This window comes from Paenibacillus sp. FSL R5-0810, from assembly GCF_038002285.1.
In the GTDB taxonomy this organism is placed as follows: Bacteria; Bacillota; Bacilli; order Paenibacillales; family Paenibacillaceae; genus Paenibacillus_AQ; species Paenibacillus_AQ lactis.
Genome location: NZ_JBBOCF010000001.1, coordinates 6,206,260 through 6,221,836 on the forward strand (window position 1 = coordinate 6,206,260; position 15,577 = coordinate 6,221,836).

The following is a 15,577-nucleotide window of genomic DNA, read 5'->3' on the forward strand; positions in this document are numbered from 1 at the left end:
TCACCTAGGGATTTTGCGGATTTTTTGATGCAGGCCCCTGATCAGACGGATCAGCAACGAGCAAGCAATCATCGTGCCGATCGTTAAGGAAAAGGCCGCCATAATATGGGTATACCCGCTTAAGGCAGGAGTCGAAACAGCAGAGGGATCCATCCACGCAGGCATCGAAGTCCCCATCACCGTCTCCCACAGCAGGATGACGGCCGATGCCGCTATAATCCCGTGGATCAGCCGTGCGACGGCAAACGGGAAGTATCGTAAATTGGTAGAGTTCAAAATGCTGACGATTTGCGCATGAACGGACAATCCCCCCCATGACAGGATAAAAGCCGCGGCTGCAGCCTTGTAAGGCAAGGGGATGAAGGAACCGGCCTCCCCGGCATAACGCGCCCCGAGCGTTACCTCAAAGATGCCGCCTACCAGCGCGGTCGACAGGGCTTCCGGCATCCCGATCAGCGACAGCAAAATCTTGATCAACTCGGTGAAGCTTGTAACCACACCTGCGCGGGTCCAAAGCTCCAGAAAGACGGAAAAGAATACAACAAGCCCTCCAACGACAATAATAAGCTGGAGGGAGGATTGAATCGCTTGGCTTACCAAGGTGCCGAGATCTCGTCCATCCTGCAGTCTTGCGGCATGCATCGCTTGGAACGCGGCCTTGATCCGTCCCGGCTTCCCGCCTGCGATATTCAGCGTGTCTTCACCGGAATGGTCGGCGGATTTGCGTCTGCCGTGAAACCGCATCAGCAGACCGACAACAAAGCCTCCGCCATAGTGGGCGATCGCAAGGATCAAGCCGATCTTCGGGTCATGGAAGAAGCCGACCGATACCGCGCCAATCAAAAAGATCGGATCAGACGAAGTGGTGAAGGCGACAAGACGCTCGCCTTCCTCGCGGTTCACCATTTTTTGCTCCCAAAGCTTGGCCGTGAGCTTAGCGCCGACCGGGTAACCTGATACATAGCCCATCGCCGCAACAAACCCGCCTGCCCCGGGTATGCGAAACAGCGGGCGCATCAAGGGATCGAGCAGGGTGCCGACCAAATGCACAACCCCAAATCCCAGCAGCATTTCCGATATCACAAAGAAGGGGAACAGGGATGGAAACAGCACATCCCACCAGATGGAGAGGCCCCTGAGAGCAGACTCCAGAGCAGCCTTCGGATATATAGCCATTAGAACGATCACGCTGGTCAATGCCATTACCAGCAGCAGCCAGCCCGCTTTTTTCATGGTCATGTAATCATTGCCTCCTGGCATCGAAGAAAATTCGCAGAGATAGGTCTTTTCTAAAAATGTATGCCGGGATTAGGACAAACAGTCTAAAAAAACATGAGTAAGCGGTTTCAAAATTGCTTTATTTTCCGGAAACATGTGCTATAATAAAAAACATCAAAGCACATCTTTCGTATTATGTTTGGATGGAGTGATGATCATGAGCATAGTCGCAGGTATTCTGGTATGCGCCTTCGTTTATGTTATACGTGCTTCTCTCGTCCAGAGTGAAGAGGATTGGCGCAGTTATTAATAGCATTTAGAAGGGGCTCCCGTTGGGGTGCGCCTTTTTTTGTTGTTTTTTGCTATAATAGAGAAGTGCATCCATGTCGAAAATTATATATATAGATAGGAGACCTGAACGGGTATGAATCCGCATTTGAGCATCTATGATAACCTCGGGGGGGCCGAGGGGATCCGGTCTTTAGTCGAGGCATTTTATCCGAGAGTTCAGCAGAACGAGCTGTTGGCACCGTTGTTTCCGGAGGATATTGAGCCTGTAATGGAGAAGCAGTATATGTTTTTAAGCCAGTTTTTCGGAGGCCCGGCGCTCTTCTCCGAAGCGTATGGTCACCCGATGATGCGGGCAAGGCATCTTCGATTCCCGATTACGGAGCGTCATGCCGAGGAATGGCTCCGCTGCATGGAGGGGGCATTGATGGAGATCGGCGTGGACGATGAGCTCCGCGAATTTGTGCTGCAGCGCCTGTCCGGCCCTGCCCACCATTTCGTGAACACGCCCCTGGACTAAAGACAGGATGAGAGTACGCAAGGGAAGGGATGGGAAGCGAAGATGAAATTGGAGCCCTTGTATTCCATCAAGGTGCAGTGTATCCACTGCGAGCATGAGTTTGAAACCTCGAGGGTCCGGCCCAGCTTTAAAAAGGCCTATCGGACGGATACCGATTTTTGCGCGTACTATAAGTCGGAAAATCCCGATTACTATGTCGTCAGGATCTGCCCGAGCTGCGGATTTGCCTCCACGGAAAATTCCCTGATCAAGCTGAATGACAAGCAGAGGTCGGCTTTTCAGACGCAAATAGCATGCCGATGGGAGAGCCGCGACTTCGGAGGCCGGCGCAGCCTTGAGGAAGCGCTGGAGACGTACAAGCTCGGCTTGCTCTGCGCGCAGATCATCGGGGAACGCGAGCGAATCATCGCAAGCTTGCTTCACCATATTGCGTGGCTGTACCGCTACCAGGAGAATCAGGAGCAGGAAAGGCGCTTCTTGAGGTATAGTCTGGAGTCTTATATCCGAGTGTTTGAGCTTGAGGGAGTAGGGGCCAATGACGCAAAGCTGCTGTATCTCATCGGGGAAATTCACCGAAGGCTGGGACAATACCAGGAGGCGGTGCAGTGGTTCGCAAGAGTGGTTCAAGACCAGAAGATTGTGGATGCCGCAATGATTCGGGCTTCCAGGGAGCAGTGGCGGGTCGCTTCCGAACAGCTGAGGGAAGAGAAGGGCCACGCACTGGGAGCGGAGTAGCCGCTTCATCCAGAGGAACGAAAGCCGGCTGAAAGGCGCAGCTTAGAATCGATAGACTTAGCTTGGAGCTTGCCGCGCTCCGGATGCATCGGACTTGCGGGGAGCAGGGATACCGACTCCGAAGGGTAGAACCAAGCGGCCGGCTGTCGTCATTAGCGGAGCCGCTGGTCTGTAAGCAAATAATCGATGTCGCTGTCGAGCACGGTTACTCGGTTGTGGCAGCAGGGGAAGATCAGCAGCTTTTTCTTGCCTTCCCTGACGCTAATCAGCTCCTTGGGCTTCATGGGAAGCAGAACATTGTCGGTCCCGCAGAAGGGGCATGTTTGTACATATACGTCATTTCCGACGACATCATAGGGCCATGTGTTTGAAAAAGGTATCATGAGTTCTCCGGACGGCCCTGTTCGCTCTTCTGCTCCGACTGCGGCTCTGCCTTATCGTTCTTCGCAAGCTCGGCGATCTTCTGCATCAGGATATGCTGCGGCATATGCATAAGCTGCTCCAGCGGAACGCCCAGCTGCTTGGACAAGGTTACCGCCGTCTCTGGTGAAATTTGTAAAGGTCTCATCGCTTATCGATCCTCCAGCAGTAATTTTAATATATATAGTTATACACTTTTCACGTCGTTCATACAAATATGAGCGTCAAGCTGGAAGAAAAAAACTCACTTCATTTTTGAAAGGCGGACTATGGATATGACACTTCAACAGACCTGGAATTTAGAAACCATTTTCCCGGGAGGCTCCTCGTCTCCGCAGCTGGCAAGCTTCCTGGAGACGCTGGAGAAGGATATGCAAGCCCTCCAGCAGGATGTAAGAAGCCTCTCCGTGCCGGATTCGATCGAAGGCACACAAGCATTGGAAGCCTTTTTGGAGCAGTTTCAGAGCTGCTATGCCCGGGTACGGGAAGCCTCAGCATTTGTAAGCTGCTTGACCGCACAGAACGTAAACGATAAAAAAGCCGTTCAGCTGTCAGGGCGGGTCACCTCGCTGTCGGCTACGCTCCAATCCGTGAAAAGCCGGTTCGATAATGTGCTTCGCGGCATGAACGATGAGCTCTGGACGGCGTGGACAGGCACCGGGGCTGCGTCCAAGCTGGACTTCATCTTGAATGAGAGCCGGAACCTGGCGAAGGAGAAAATGAGCCCTGAGCTGGAAAGCCTGGCTTTGGCGCTCGCCGTTGACGGCTACCACGGCTGGGGCGAATTTTACGACACCATTGTCAGCAAAATTCAAATTCCGTACGAAGAGAACGGCGAGACCAAGCTGCTCTCCGCCGGACAAGCCTTTAACAAAATGCACGATCCTAACCGTGAGGTACGGCAGTCGATGTTTGAGAAATGGGAGGCAGCATGGGGAGCAGCGGCGGACTACTGCGCAGATACGCTAAACCATCTGTCCGGCTTCCGGCTGAAGCTGTATGAGAACCGGGGCTGGGACGATGTGTTGAAAGAGCCGCTGGCGATCGGACGGATGAGCCGCGAGACGCTGGATACGATGTGGGCGGTCATTCAGGATACGAAGCCGGTGCTGGTGGAGTATTTGAATCGCAAGGCGAAGCTGCTTGGTCTTGAGGGGCTGTCCTGGACTGACGTGGATGCGCCGATCCGCACGTCCGCGGCCAAAATTTCTTATGATGACGCGGCAGCTAATATCGTAGAGCAGTTCCGCAAATTCAGTCCGAAGCTGGCGGACTTCTCCCAAATGGCGTTCGATAAAGGATGGATTGAGGTTGAGGACCGTCCCGGCAAGAGACCTGGCGGCTTCTGTACTTCGTTCCCGGCCAGCGAGCAGACGCGGATCTTCATGACGTTTGGCGGGACCGCCTCGAACGTGTCCACGCTGGCTCATGAATTGGGACATGCGTACCATCAATTCCTGATGCGCGGAATTCCCGTGCTCAACCAAAGATACGCGATGAACGTCGCCGAAACCGCTTCGACCTTCGCGGAAATGATCGTATTTGACGCGATGGTGAAAGGGGCGGCCAGCGAAGAAGAGAAGCTGGCATTGCTGGAGGAGAAAATTCAGAACAGCGTTGCGTTCTTTATGAACATTCATGCAAGATTCCTGTTTGAGACCCGTTTCTACGAGAAGCGGAAGAGCGGGCTGCTCAGCGCCGAGGAAATTTCGGACCTCATGGTGGAGGCACAGAAAGAGGCCTATTGTGACGCTTTGACATCTTACCATCCTCATTTCTGGGCATCCAAGCTGCATTTCTATATTACGGGAACGCCATTCTATAATTTCCCGTATACATTCGGCTATATGTTCAGCACCGGCCTCTACGTTCGTGCCCTTCAGGAAGGTCCTGCTTTTGCTGAAAAATACGATGCGCTTCTCCGTGATACAGGCGTCATGACGGTGGAGGATTTGGCGAAAAAGCATCTGGACGTCGATTTGACCCAGCGCGATTTTTGGCAAAGCGCGGCGGATTTATGCGTATCGGATATCAGACAGTTTCTGCAGTTAACCGACCATTTGGCATAAGGTGCCGAATGCTTCGGGGAAATACGATAAAAGAAGCTCCTTGCGGGCTTCTTTTTTTGTCGCAAAGGGGAGAAAAATGCCGGAAGATACAGAAAAGCTTTTAAATAATTGTGCAATTTTAGTCATATATACCCAATTATGTTGAATTATGTTGATCGAGCTTTTCCATTCCCTTATAATGAGTCATAAGCCCTAATATTAGGGAGGATTTACTAATAAAGGAGGGGTGACGATATGGTACAATTGGATCAATTATCGCTGGCTAGACAGTTGGATATCGTGTTTCGAGAGTTGGAGGAAGAACTGGGGGGATTAACCTCAGGTACGGTATTTGTACAAATACGAAATAATATCATCGGCAAATTCGGTATCCGGCACAATCCGTTGGCCGGGCGAAACGGGGTGATTGCACCTTGTGAGGAGGGGCTAAGCGAAGCGCAGCAGTATTCGTTTCGGATGATGGCGCTTGAAAGCCTTAAGCATAAGCGGCATTGGACACACGGTGAAATCAGTTACGAGTTTATGGTGCGGCAAGGCATGGTTGTGGTGGATGCAATTCTCGAGTCGAACTACAATATGGCGAGCTTAATGATACGATATCCCCGGCATACATATCCCGAAGCTGCTTCGAAATCATGAAATTATTATTCGTTCATACCATATAACGGCGAAAGAGGCGATCTTTGGGGAGAAGATCGCCTCTTTCTATTATGGCTGGAGGGAAGAGATGCGATTACAGGTTCGAACGACCCGATAATTGCTGCTCAGCCAGTTGTACCAGACGCTTAGTGATGTAACCTCCCAATGAACCAGTTTCACGGGAAGTGTAGTTACCCATGTAGCCGTCTTGAGGAAGAGTTACACCCAGTTCTTGAGCAGCTTCTACCTTCAATTGTTGAAGAGCTGCAGTCGCTTGAGGAACAACCAGGTTGTTAGAAGAACGTCCTTGAGCCATGTCATGTCACCTCCTTTGAGATTGTATGAGGATATTATGACCTGAAAGATAGGGGTCTCATTCGCCATCAAGGGAGATACGGAGCTGGTAAAATTAGGGGGGCGGGCATCGAGCTATTGATTATGGAGCATCACCAAAAAACAGCCCTTCAAGATCGAAGGGCTGCCATTCTATCAAGCAGTAAGTATATCGCTTCTGACGATTCTTCCAATATGGTCACGTCCGTTTAAATGTCGATCGATTATGCCATTAGTCGACATTCGCGCCATGAAGAACACGGATGCGGGTTTGCAATTCAACGGATGCTCCAGCCTCGAGATGAATCAGACCAGTCTCGGCGCTCGATAGGTTCAAGTTGGGTGCATTTGGAAGCCATGTGTAAGGCTCGATGCACAGGAACTCTTCAGCTTGGCCCTTCGTATACAGCACCCAATGCTTAAAATACTGGCGATCGGCCGAATAATGGATCTCATAACCATCGTCCCGTTTAAGCAGTGCAAGGGCAGGCTTGCCTTCCGGTATTTTCAGAATCGTGTCCAGATCCGTATCCTTCAGATTTAATCCGGTATTAAGGCCTTCGAGATGCCCCAGCGCCGACGTATCTCCTGTCGGAATCAACTCGTTATTAAGCGTATAGATCGAGTCGACAGGCACTTCCAGCGACCATCGATGCGGTTCGCCGTCAAGCAGGAACCATGTATGATAACCCATGCCGAATGGGGCGGGTTGTTTGCCGGTGTTCGTTATGCGCAGATTTTGGACCAATTCGGTTCCCTGGAGTCGAAAGTTCATTTCCAGCTTCAGGGGGATCGGAAACTGCGACATCCATTTCGGATCATCAGAGGTCACGAACTCTGTCGAAACCGCACAGCCTTCATCATCCTCTTCGATATCGCTTACGCACCAAGCTTGGGTCCGGTGCAGTCCATGGATATGATTATCGCCTGCCGTATTTTGGTCGAATTGATACGTTTGGCCGCCGTATTCGAACCGGCCTTTGGATATCCGTCCCGGCGGAATGAGCATCGGGATGCCGAAGTGGTACGGCTTTTGGAGATAGAATGCAAGCTCGCTTTCATCCGGCCTTCGGAGGATTTCACGCTGTTCTTCGATGTCTTTAATCCCAATCACGTTGTTACCTAGACGAGGGAGGAGAGTCACTTCGAGACGGCCGCTGTTTAAGATATAGGTGTCGTAACCATTCCACTGGCCTTTGGTCACTTGATTCATATCGATGCTCCTTTACTAACAAAAATCATGGTCTGGACGATTAACCACATCATAACAGATTTTTAAGCCTCGCGTACAACAAAAGCTCTAAATCGCCGGGGGCATGCCTTCGCAGGATCTTGGAATTGACAAGGTGGTGTAAGAGATTTATTATTGCATGTAATAGTGATCAATGATGATTGAACACGATGACAAGGACAAGTAGGCAGATGCGGTCGCTCCTTCAGAAAGCCGGTGGCTGATGTGAACCGGTGGAGCCGCTTTGCTGAATGGACCTTTGAGTGCTGAGCTGAACAGGGTAAACATGAACCGTGTTAATTCCTTAATATGCCGGCCGGGTATTCTCCGTTACAAGAATGGAAGGCTGGAGCTGTCATGCGTACGATGCTGCTGCGGCGAATAAGGGTGGCACCACGGTCTCACGTCCCTTGCGGATGTGGGGCCTTTTTTTGTTGGATTTTTATGAAAGAAATAGAAATGGAGGACTATGAAATGAAAACCGTATTATCAGGCATTCAACCAAGCGGCAACTTGACGCTGGGCAACTATATCGGAGCCATTAAAAATTTTGTGAAGCTCCAGGATGAGCATAATTGCTACTTTATGGTCGTGGATTTGCATGCGATTACGGTGCCGCAGGAGCCAAAGGCGCTCCGTGAGCGTTCGGAAATGGTCGCGGCATTGTATGTTGCGGCCGGCATCGATCCGGCAAGAGCGAATATTTTTATGCAGTCGCATGTTCCGCAGCATGCTGAGCTTTCGTGGTTGATGACAACGCTCGTGCATATGGGCGAGCTAGAACGCATGACCCAGTTCAAGGATAAGTCGGAAGGCAAGGAATCGGTGGGGGCAGGTCTGTTCGTGTACCCGGCGCTGATGGCAGCCGATATTTTGCTGTATAATGCCGACCTCGTTCCGGTTGGGGACGACCAGAAGCAGCATTTGGAGCTGACACGTGACTTGGCCGGACGGTTCAACCATCGCTTCGGGGAGTTCTTTACCGTACCGGAGCCGTATATTCCGCAAGTGGGAGCTCGAATCATGTCGCTGGACGATGCATCTAAAAAAATGAGCAAGAGCAGCCCGGTTGAGGGAAGCTATATTGCCATGCTGGATACACCCGACCAGATTCGCAAAAAAATTAGCCGCGCAACAACCGATTCCGGTACCGAGGTTGTTTACGATCCTCAAACGAAGCCGGAGGTCAGCAATTTGATGAGCATTTATTCGGAATGCGCGGGCATTTCCCTGCAGGACGTGCAGCAGCGCTTTGAGGGGAAAATGTACGGTGCGTTCAAGAAGGAGCTTGGCGAGGTGGTTGCGGCTGCGCTTGAACCGCTTCAAAAGCGATATTATGAAATTCGCGAATCCGGAGAAATTCACGACATTCTTGCAAGAGGGGCAGAGCAGGCACGCAGCAAAGCCGCCCAAATATTGGACGGCGTTAAGGATAAGATGGGCTTTCTGCCTGCGAAATAATTGCTCTATGCACTTCGGAGGCATACGCTGTGGTGCTGAAAAGCCGGCTTTTGATCTTGGATATTAAGACGGCTTGCGCTTGGACTTGATGATAAAGCCCCAGCCGATGTTAAGAATCGACAGAATGCCGAGACCGATGGCAATCAGCCAGTTCGTGCTGATCATTATTGCGCAGGCGGTTAGAAGGACGATGGACGAGACGGCAAACCATAGGGATAGACCTTTGCTCATATGAAAAAAAACCTCCAACATAAAAAATAAAAAACTACGTATAAGGCTGCGAGATGAAGCCATAATAAGTTTGCAAGCTTGCACTGGAATAACAGACATTCAGTGAAGGGAGATATTTAATATGGCACAAGGTCGTTCCCGCAGCAACAATCTGGTTGTACCACAAGCAAGACAAGCACTGGAGCAGCTGAAAATGGAAGCTGCTCGCGAGCTGGGTGTTACTATTCCTCAAGACGGATACATGGGCAGCTACACATCCCGTGAAACCGGTTCTTTGGGAGGTTACATCACGAAGCGTCTGGTACAGCAAGCTGAACAGCAACTTTCGGGTTCTGGACGCACACTGTAATTTCTTCTCATAAGGGACTTACCGCCCGGGGCGCTATAATGCGCTCCGGGTTTTCATTTGATTCTTGGCGAACGTCCCCGGACCCGGGCCATACATAGACAAATTGTGCCTTAAACAACGCCATAACGTCAAGGAAATATCCTTGGCAAATGTCACTGAATTGTCATATAGATACACCGAATTCCGAAGGATTGCTAAACACTTTTTACTAATGATATGATAAACTTTATAGCGGAGGCAGTACTTCCTCCATAACGACAGATACAAGGAGGAACGTTTACACGTGGGTAATCACTTGAGATATCAGGCTCCTTCAGAATCCGCAGCACTGGCTTCCGCAGCGCCTGCACCTCCCGAACAAGCGGGGACTTGGAAAGATTTTATAACCGTGACCAAACCCGGAATACTCCGGTCTAATTTGATAGCAGCATTTGCCGGATTTTGGCTGGCGTCGCGCTGGGACATCCAGTTCGGACTGCTCGCGATGACATTGCTCGGAACTTTGCTCGTCATGGCATCCTCATGCGTGTTTAACAACTATTTCGACAGAGAACTCGATATGAAGATGGAACGGACACGCGATCGTTCTCTTCCAACCGGACGGCTGACGCCAAAGGTTGTTCTTTGGTATGCCATTATACTGGGTGCATTGGGACTAGCGGTGCTGTTCCTGTTCTCCGGCGTCCTGGCGGGGATCTTCGGCGCGATAGGCATGTTCGTTTATGTCGTCGTTTACACGCTATGGCTGAAGCGCACCTCGACATGGAGCACATCCGTCGGCGCCATCTCCGGCGCAATGCCGCCGGCTATCGGCTATGTGGCGGTATCGGGACAGGTAGATATGGGGGCAATTCTGATCTTTGCACTGCTCTTCCTATGGCAGCCGCCGCATTTCTGGGCGCTCGGCATTCGGCGGGTAGAAGAATATCGTGCAGCAGGATTTCCGCTCCTACCGGTCGTCAAGGGCATCAAGCGTACGAAAATTCAGATGATCCCTTACCTTGTCCTCCTGCTGCCGATTCCGATTCTCATGTATGTATACGGATACGCAGGCATCTTCTTCCTGGTTATCGGTCTGCTCCTGGCGATCGGCTGGCTTTATACGGCTTTGAAGGGATTCACGGCGAAGGATGATGAGGCTTGGTCGAAGAAAGTATTCATCTTCTCGATCAATTATTTAACGCTCAGCCTCATTGTTCTAATCCTTAATACAACCTTCTAAGATTTGAATAATCAGGCCGGCTATGGTCGTTAGGTCGGCGGATAGGGGATTACGTAGCGGTCATAACGTTCAGTATGCAGGACAGGCATATGGTTCCATAAGAATCAAGCCGGGAAGAAGGGAGAAGAGCAAGGGGAATGAACGCATTCAAGCGCTATAAATGGACTTGGATTTTGCTGGCCGTCTGCGTAGTCGCGGCGGTGTACCTCGTATACAACTCACTGGGATTCGGGAAGGATAAACTCCCGGTCATTCGTGAAGTCGGCAGTTATTCCATGGAGAATGTCGACGGCAAAACCATCACGTCAGAGGATACGAAGGGAAAGGTCAAGCTGATGTACTTTTATTTCACCAGCTGTCCGGACGTTTGTCCGGTTACGACGCTGATCCTCTCGCAGATTCAGGAAGAGCTGAAGAAGGAAGAGCTGTTTGGGGGCGAGGTGAACTTCGTGTCCATTTCCTTTGACCCGAAGACCGACACGAAAGAGAAGATCAAAGAGTTCGGCGACCGCTTCAATGCTGATTACAGCGGTTGGTACTTTCTAAGGGGAGACCAGGAAGAAACCCGGAAGCTGATGCAAGATTCCTTTAAAATCCCGCTTCTCGGCAACGATTCGACGAACTTCACCCATGGTAACTCCATCGCTCTGGTGGACCGGGATAACAATATTCGCAAAATGTATAATGCCGGCGTTCCGTCGGATGTAAAAACAGAGGATATCATTCAAGACATCAAGACCTTGATTAAGGAATAGGACTTATCCGACAATTCGAATAGAGGAAGCAAATACGGCGGCGCAGGAGAATCATCCTGACCGCCGTTTCTTCTTACTTGGGAAGAAGAGCCGTATCCGAAATTCGAAAATGGAATAGGCTGCAAGCTTCGAAAATCCCTTTTATAACAGGGGCTAGGGCTAGTATTCTTCAGGCGGCGGGTAGATGATGAATTCCTCCAATCCCGCTTTTTCCAGCTGGGCAATTAAATATTCATCTGGCGTGCCCTCTACGCCTGCGTACCCGCGGCGGGTGTAAATCTGCTCGGCATCCGGGAATGCGTCGCGCAATATCCCGCGAATCCTTTTGCCGGAGCTGTCGTTGTCCATGAACAGATACACCTCCTGATCGCGCACCTGCTTTTGCAATGCGTCAAGCTTTGCACTGTTCAACGTACCGAATGTACACAATATTGTAATATCGGAGGTTAGCAGCCGGCGGAGACGGCTGCGGTCGTTCTTGCCCTCGACGATGATAAATATTGACATGCTGTTCACCTCTGTCATGATACGGCGTAGCTTGGCAGCATTCCCCGGGAAATGTTGGCGTTCTGGTCGAAAGATGTATATATAGTGTAACTTGTTTACCGCCGTTCATGCAAAACAGAAAAATGCGGCCTTCCAGCAGGAAGACCGCTTCAGTAAAACTCATGTATTCTAGTAGAAACAGCTGCTCAGGATAATCACGAGAAGAATATACAGAACCAGAATCATTCCTACCGAATTTCCATAGGCCGGTGCATGACAATGTTTATGATGGACATGACTCATTCGTTTTCACCCCTTGGTTAAATGTCCGTGGTCAGTTGCCACACTGTATTCTATGTCCATTTACCCAATAGGATTGTGTATTGGCCCACTTGATGCGGTTTATGGAGCCCATATCCGTGATGTTTATCAGAGCGGTGATACCGGTGTCGTCTCCGGTGCCAAGGTGGCCGAAGGCTCGACACGTTTCTGATGCGGGAGCAGAAGGAGAACGGTCATCAGCATAAGAAAGGCAATAAAATAAGGCGATACGATCGTCCGCAGCTGCCCGGCTGCAATCGGACCGACAAAGGAACCGAGCGACATGGCGATGGACTGCAGCGAGAATACCCTCCCGAGCCGGGTGCCCCCGCTCAGCTCAATAAATAGCGATGATAAGGCTGGGAACAGCAGGCCTTTAGACAACCCTAATACAAATAAAGTAACCGTCAACGGCAAATGATCAGCTGCGGCCAGCAAGTAAAAGCTGATGGCCAGGCCAAACACGCCGGCTGCTACCCGGGCACGAGGGGGATAGCGGTTCAGGAAAAGCATGCTCAGGGTAACAAGCGCCCCCAGGCTGATGACGGAGAAGAGCAGTCCGGTTGACATGATGCTTGCCTGCCCGCTGTCACGGAGCGGAATCTCAAAGAACAATATGCCTTGGGAGCATGCGATGACAAACGGGAACAGATAAAGCCGAAGGCTAAAGGGCAGCCGGGTTGTTCCCTGGTTAGGCAGGGCTTTGGCTTCCTTCTTGCCGACTGTCTCTGTTGCCTGCCTGGGGAGGCTAAGAAAAGCCATGATTCCCGTAAAGATGAGAAGCCAGCCGAGGCTCTGAAAGGTGCCCGAAAATCCGGTGTTCGCTACGATAAAGGCTCCGGCTGCAGGCGAAAGAACGGAAGCCAGGGTGTGTACAAGGCCGTGCCCGGACATGTATTTGCCTTGCGTCACGGGATCTTTGGATAAGGATGCGAGCAGGGCAAGACATGCAGGTGACAGGAAAGCCAGCACAAAGCCGCTGATGGAGCGGAGCACAAGCAGCTGCCAGGGAAGCTGGACATGGGCCTGCAGAAGCAGAATGATGCCTGCCGCAGTCAGGCTGAAAATAATGTAGCGCCGGCTGCCGTGCCGGTCGATCAGGCCGCCGGCAATCAGATTGCCCGGCAGATGGGTCAGGGCATATATGCCCATCATCCAGCCGATAAAGGCCGGAGCGGCCCCAAGCGAGATGGCGAACGGCGTGAGCACGGGATATTGGGCGTGCAAATCAAAAAACGCCAGAAATAAAAACATGTATAGCCATAAAGCGGTTTTCAATATGGCACCCTCCTATCCGGCAAAAGATCGTTATGATACTACTTGTACGCTCCAAGGGGCAGGCTTATACCTCTTAGTAAAAAGACCCGGTTGGCTGACAGCATCCTTGGGAATCATGTATAATTAAAAAGACGGCCGTCAAACCGCCGTTTTATTAGCGACGGGAGTGAAGGATATGGATACGCAAGTATGGATGGAGTTTCTGAAGCAGAACTGGCTCGTTATCGCAATCGCGTTAATTATTCTGTTTGTCGTTTTGAATGTGGTGAGAACGGTCATCAAATGGGCGATCGCCGTCCTGATCATTGTAGGCCTATTGGTCTATAGCGGAATATCGCTGGACAAGATCGGGGAGGTTGTATCGACGGTAAAGGATGAAACCATCGATACCGTCAAGACCGAAGCGCTGAATTTGATGATCAAGGAAGCGAAGGAAGCAAAGTATACGTCGAATGGAGACGGAACCTATTCCATTACGGCCCCGAACTTGGAGCTGAAGGGAAGTGCCGGCTCCAATCAAGTTGAGGTAACATTTCGCGGGGTATCGGTAGGCAAGTGGGATATGAACGACACCATACGCAGCTTTATCAACGATGCCAAGAACAATACGGATTCCAAATAACGAACAACCATTTTATCTAAATAAAGGTGCAATCAGACCCGGCTAAGCAGATCCGTTGTGCAATGTAACTTGCCAGCTCATCTGCGGCCGGTTGTACCAACATCATTTGGAGAGGGGGAATGCCGTGTGATGTCCGCATGGATCGATAGTGTGCGTGACGGAAACGGAATTACCGTTTTGCTGCTGCTGATTGTGGCCTTCTCCATGATACAGGGTTGGAGACGAGGAGCGTCCCGTTCAGCCGGGAAGCTTGTTTCTTTTCTGGGGGATGCCCTTCTCCGGATCGGAGGTCTGGTGATATCCATCCCGTTTACGTTGTGGCTGTCGCCAAAGGCCGGGGAATGGTTAGGCGCGATCTCCGCTTTACCGGACCGGGAATTGCGGTTCTGGGAGCAGGTGTATTATACGGCGGTGAAATCGCTGGCTGATTTTCCGCTCCTAAGATTTGCGGTCCTGTTTATGATTAGTTACGGATTGATCGTATTTATGCTGCGGCTGCTGATCTCACTGATTTTCGGCGGGGGGAGCTTGTTCCGATCCGGGAGGGAAACATCAGCATCGTTGCCGAGCCGGCTGGCCGGCACCGGCATCGGGGTGCTGATTGGTGCTGCACGCAGCATGCTTGTCATTGCTGTGCTGTTCGTGTGGGTCAGCCTCAATCCGGATCATGGATTCAGCCGTTACGTCGAGGCTTCCCCAATCTATTCGCAGGGAGCAAGGGCTGTTCTCGAGCCGTTGTCGGGATCGCTGGTACGGGAACAGCTGCCGGTCTTCGCCCAGTCGGTTCAAGATGAACTAAGCGGCATCATGGAGCGGAAATACGAGGTGATCGACCACCGGATTCCGGAGGGGATCGAGCAGACGGCGGCGCATGTGGTCAAGGGGGCTTCGACCGATAAAGAGAAGGCCCGCAAGCTTTATGATTGGGTCGGCAGCCGGATATCCTACGATCATGAGAAGGTTCGGCTCTATGAAGAGCAGAGGATTTGGAAAGAGCAGACGCCGCAGGATACGTACGATACCCGGCTTGGCGTCTGCATTGATTACGCCCGGCTGTATGCGATGATGGCGCGCTCACAGGATTTGGACGTGCGCGTCGTAACCGGGCGCGGCTATAACGGCCAGGGCGGCTATGGGCCGCATGCCTGGAACGAAGTGTACTTGAGCGAGGAGAAAAAGTGGGTTCCGCTGGATCCGACATGGGCCCAGAGCGGGGACTGGTTTAACCCTCCGCGATTCAATGAAACGCATATTAAAGAGAGGGTATTTTAATAGCGAATCGAACCAGGGGCGGACCCAAGGCTAAGGGGTCCGCCCCTAGTGAATTCGGAAAATGTCATCCGGATGAAGTGGGGAGGCTTTTTGTGATAATATAAGTTTATGTAATGTGCATAAAAGG

Annotated in this window: 18 protein-coding genes and 1 other annotated feature; of the genes, 10 read left to right on the forward strand and 8 right to left on the reverse strand. The window is 51.3% G+C overall.

The features are described from left to right. Entirely contained in the window at nucleotides 1–1,239 is a 1,239-nt protein-coding gene (ylbJ, locus tag MKX76_RS27700) for a sporulation integral membrane protein YlbJ (RefSeq protein WP_341034934.1), read from the reverse strand. A gap of 403 nt (nucleotides 1,240–1,642) precedes the next feature. On the opposite strand from ylbJ, the gene MKX76_RS27705 reads away from it, so the two are divergent. Beyond that, nucleotides 1,643–2,026, forward strand: a complete 384-nt coding sequence (locus tag MKX76_RS27705) for a globin domain-containing protein (protein WP_007131955.1) — start codon at nucleotides 1,643–1,645, stop codon at nucleotides 2,024–2,026. 42 nt (nucleotides 2,027–2,068) lie between these two features. Continuing rightward, on the forward strand, nucleotides 2,069–2,761 hold the full coding sequence (locus MKX76_RS27710) for a DUF2225 domain-containing protein (RefSeq protein ID WP_028404779.1): 693 nt from the start codon (nucleotides 2,069–2,071) through the stop codon (nucleotides 2,759–2,761). 152 nt (nucleotides 2,762–2,913) lie between these two features. On the opposite strand, the gene MKX76_RS27715 is transcribed toward MKX76_RS27710, so the two are convergent. Together MKX76_RS27715 and MKX76_RS27720 are read right to left on the reverse strand one after the other, a co-directional pair. Further along, complete coding sequence (locus MKX76_RS27715) at nucleotides 2,914–3,144, reverse strand: hypothetical protein (protein ID WP_007131957.1); 231 nt, start codon at nucleotides 3,142–3,144, stop codon at nucleotides 2,914–2,916. Beyond that, entirely contained in the window at nucleotides 3,141–3,329 is a 189-nt protein-coding gene (locus MKX76_RS27720) for a YycC family protein (protein WP_007131958.1), read from the reverse strand. Before MKX76_RS27720 ends, MKX76_RS27715 begins: the two co-directional genes overlap by 4 nt. A 127-nt stretch (nucleotides 3,330–3,456) precedes the next feature. On the opposite strand from MKX76_RS27720, the gene MKX76_RS27725 reads away from it, so the two are divergent. Both MKX76_RS27725 and MKX76_RS27730 read left to right on the forward strand, forming a co-directional pair. Next, on the forward strand, nucleotides 3,457–5,250 hold the full coding sequence (locus tag MKX76_RS27725; protein WP_341034935.1) for a M3 family oligoendopeptidase: 1,794 nt from the start codon (nucleotides 3,457–3,459) through the stop codon (nucleotides 5,248–5,250). A 234-nt stretch (nucleotides 5,251–5,484) separates the two neighbouring features. Continuing rightward, nucleotides 5,485–5,889, forward strand: coding sequence for a hypothetical protein (locus MKX76_RS27730; RefSeq protein ID WP_007131960.1), 405 nt, complete (start codon nucleotides 5,485–5,487; stop codon nucleotides 5,887–5,889). 94 nt (nucleotides 5,890–5,983) lie between these two features. Here MKX76_RS27730 and MKX76_RS27735 read toward each other — a convergent pair whose 3' ends face one another. Then, nucleotides 5,984–6,205 carry an alpha/beta-type small acid-soluble spore protein gene (locus tag MKX76_RS27735; protein WP_007131961.1) on the reverse strand — a complete coding sequence of 74 codons (222 nt, stop codon included), beginning with the start codon at nucleotides 6,203–6,205 and terminating at the stop codon, nucleotides 5,984–5,986. Between the two features lie 249 nt (nucleotides 6,206–6,454). After that, nucleotides 6,455–7,435 (reverse strand): aldose 1-epimerase, encoded by a 981-nt coding sequence (locus MKX76_RS27740; RefSeq protein WP_007131962.1) that lies wholly within the window; start codon nucleotides 7,433–7,435, stop codon nucleotides 6,455–6,457. A 179-nt stretch (nucleotides 7,436–7,614) separates the two neighbouring features. Further along, nucleotides 7,615–7,867, forward strand: a binding site (T-box leader). A 60-nt stretch (nucleotides 7,868–7,927) separates the two neighbouring features. Here MKX76_RS27740 and trpS point away from each other — a divergent pair. Then, entirely contained in the window at nucleotides 7,928–8,914 is a 987-nt protein-coding gene (trpS, locus tag MKX76_RS27745) for a tryptophan--tRNA ligase (RefSeq protein WP_341034936.1), read from the forward strand. 63 nt (nucleotides 8,915–8,977) lie between these two features. Here the strand turns inward: trpS and MKX76_RS27750 are convergent, their stop codons facing one another. After that, nucleotides 8,978–9,145 (reverse strand): hypothetical protein, encoded by a 168-nt coding sequence (locus tag MKX76_RS27750; RefSeq protein WP_007131964.1) that lies wholly within the window; start codon nucleotides 9,143–9,145, stop codon nucleotides 8,978–8,980. 121 nt (nucleotides 9,146–9,266) lie between these two features. Between MKX76_RS27750 and MKX76_RS27755 the strand changes: the two genes are divergently transcribed. The 3 genes from MKX76_RS27755 to MKX76_RS27765 all read left to right on the forward strand — a co-directional run bounded on the left by MKX76_RS27755 (nucleotide 9,267) and on the right by MKX76_RS27765 (nucleotide 11,471). Beyond that, nucleotides 9,267–9,494, forward strand: coding sequence for an alpha/beta-type small acid-soluble spore protein (locus tag MKX76_RS27755; RefSeq protein ID WP_007131965.1), 228 nt, complete (start codon nucleotides 9,267–9,269; stop codon nucleotides 9,492–9,494). Nucleotides 9,495–9,777: 283 nt separating this feature from the next. Beyond that, nucleotides 9,778–10,716 (forward strand): heme o synthase, encoded by a 939-nt coding sequence (cyoE, locus tag MKX76_RS27760; RefSeq protein WP_007131966.1) that lies wholly within the window; start codon nucleotides 9,778–9,780, stop codon nucleotides 10,714–10,716. Between the two features lie 137 nt (nucleotides 10,717–10,853). Next, the gene (locus tag MKX76_RS27765) at nucleotides 10,854–11,471 is read left to right on the forward strand and encodes an SCO family protein (protein ID WP_007131967.1); all 618 of its coding nucleotides are present in this window, start codon (nucleotides 10,854–10,856) and stop codon (nucleotides 11,469–11,471) included. A gap of 159 nt (nucleotides 11,472–11,630) precedes the next feature. Here the strand turns inward: MKX76_RS27765 and MKX76_RS27770 are convergent, their stop codons facing one another. Further along, nucleotides 11,631–11,978 (reverse strand): toprim domain-containing protein, encoded by a 348-nt coding sequence (locus MKX76_RS27770; protein ID WP_028404785.1) that lies wholly within the window; start codon nucleotides 11,976–11,978, stop codon nucleotides 11,631–11,633. A gap of 408 nt (nucleotides 11,979–12,386) precedes the next feature. Then, complete coding sequence (locus tag MKX76_RS27775; protein WP_341034937.1) at nucleotides 12,387–13,556, reverse strand: MFS transporter; 1,170 nt, start codon at nucleotides 13,554–13,556, stop codon at nucleotides 12,387–12,389. Between the two features lie 175 nt (nucleotides 13,557–13,731). On the opposite strand from MKX76_RS27775, the gene MKX76_RS27780 reads away from it, so the two are divergent. Then, a complete protein-coding gene (locus tag MKX76_RS27780) occupies nucleotides 13,732–14,178 on the forward strand; it encodes a hypothetical protein (RefSeq protein ID WP_341034938.1) in 447 nt (148 codons plus the stop codon). A gap of 126 nt (nucleotides 14,179–14,304) precedes the next feature. After that, a complete protein-coding gene (locus tag MKX76_RS27785; RefSeq protein WP_085978421.1) occupies nucleotides 14,305–15,450 on the forward strand; it encodes a transglutaminase domain-containing protein in 1,146 nt (381 codons plus the stop codon). The last annotated feature ends 127 nt before the right edge of the window (nucleotides 15,451–15,577 follow it).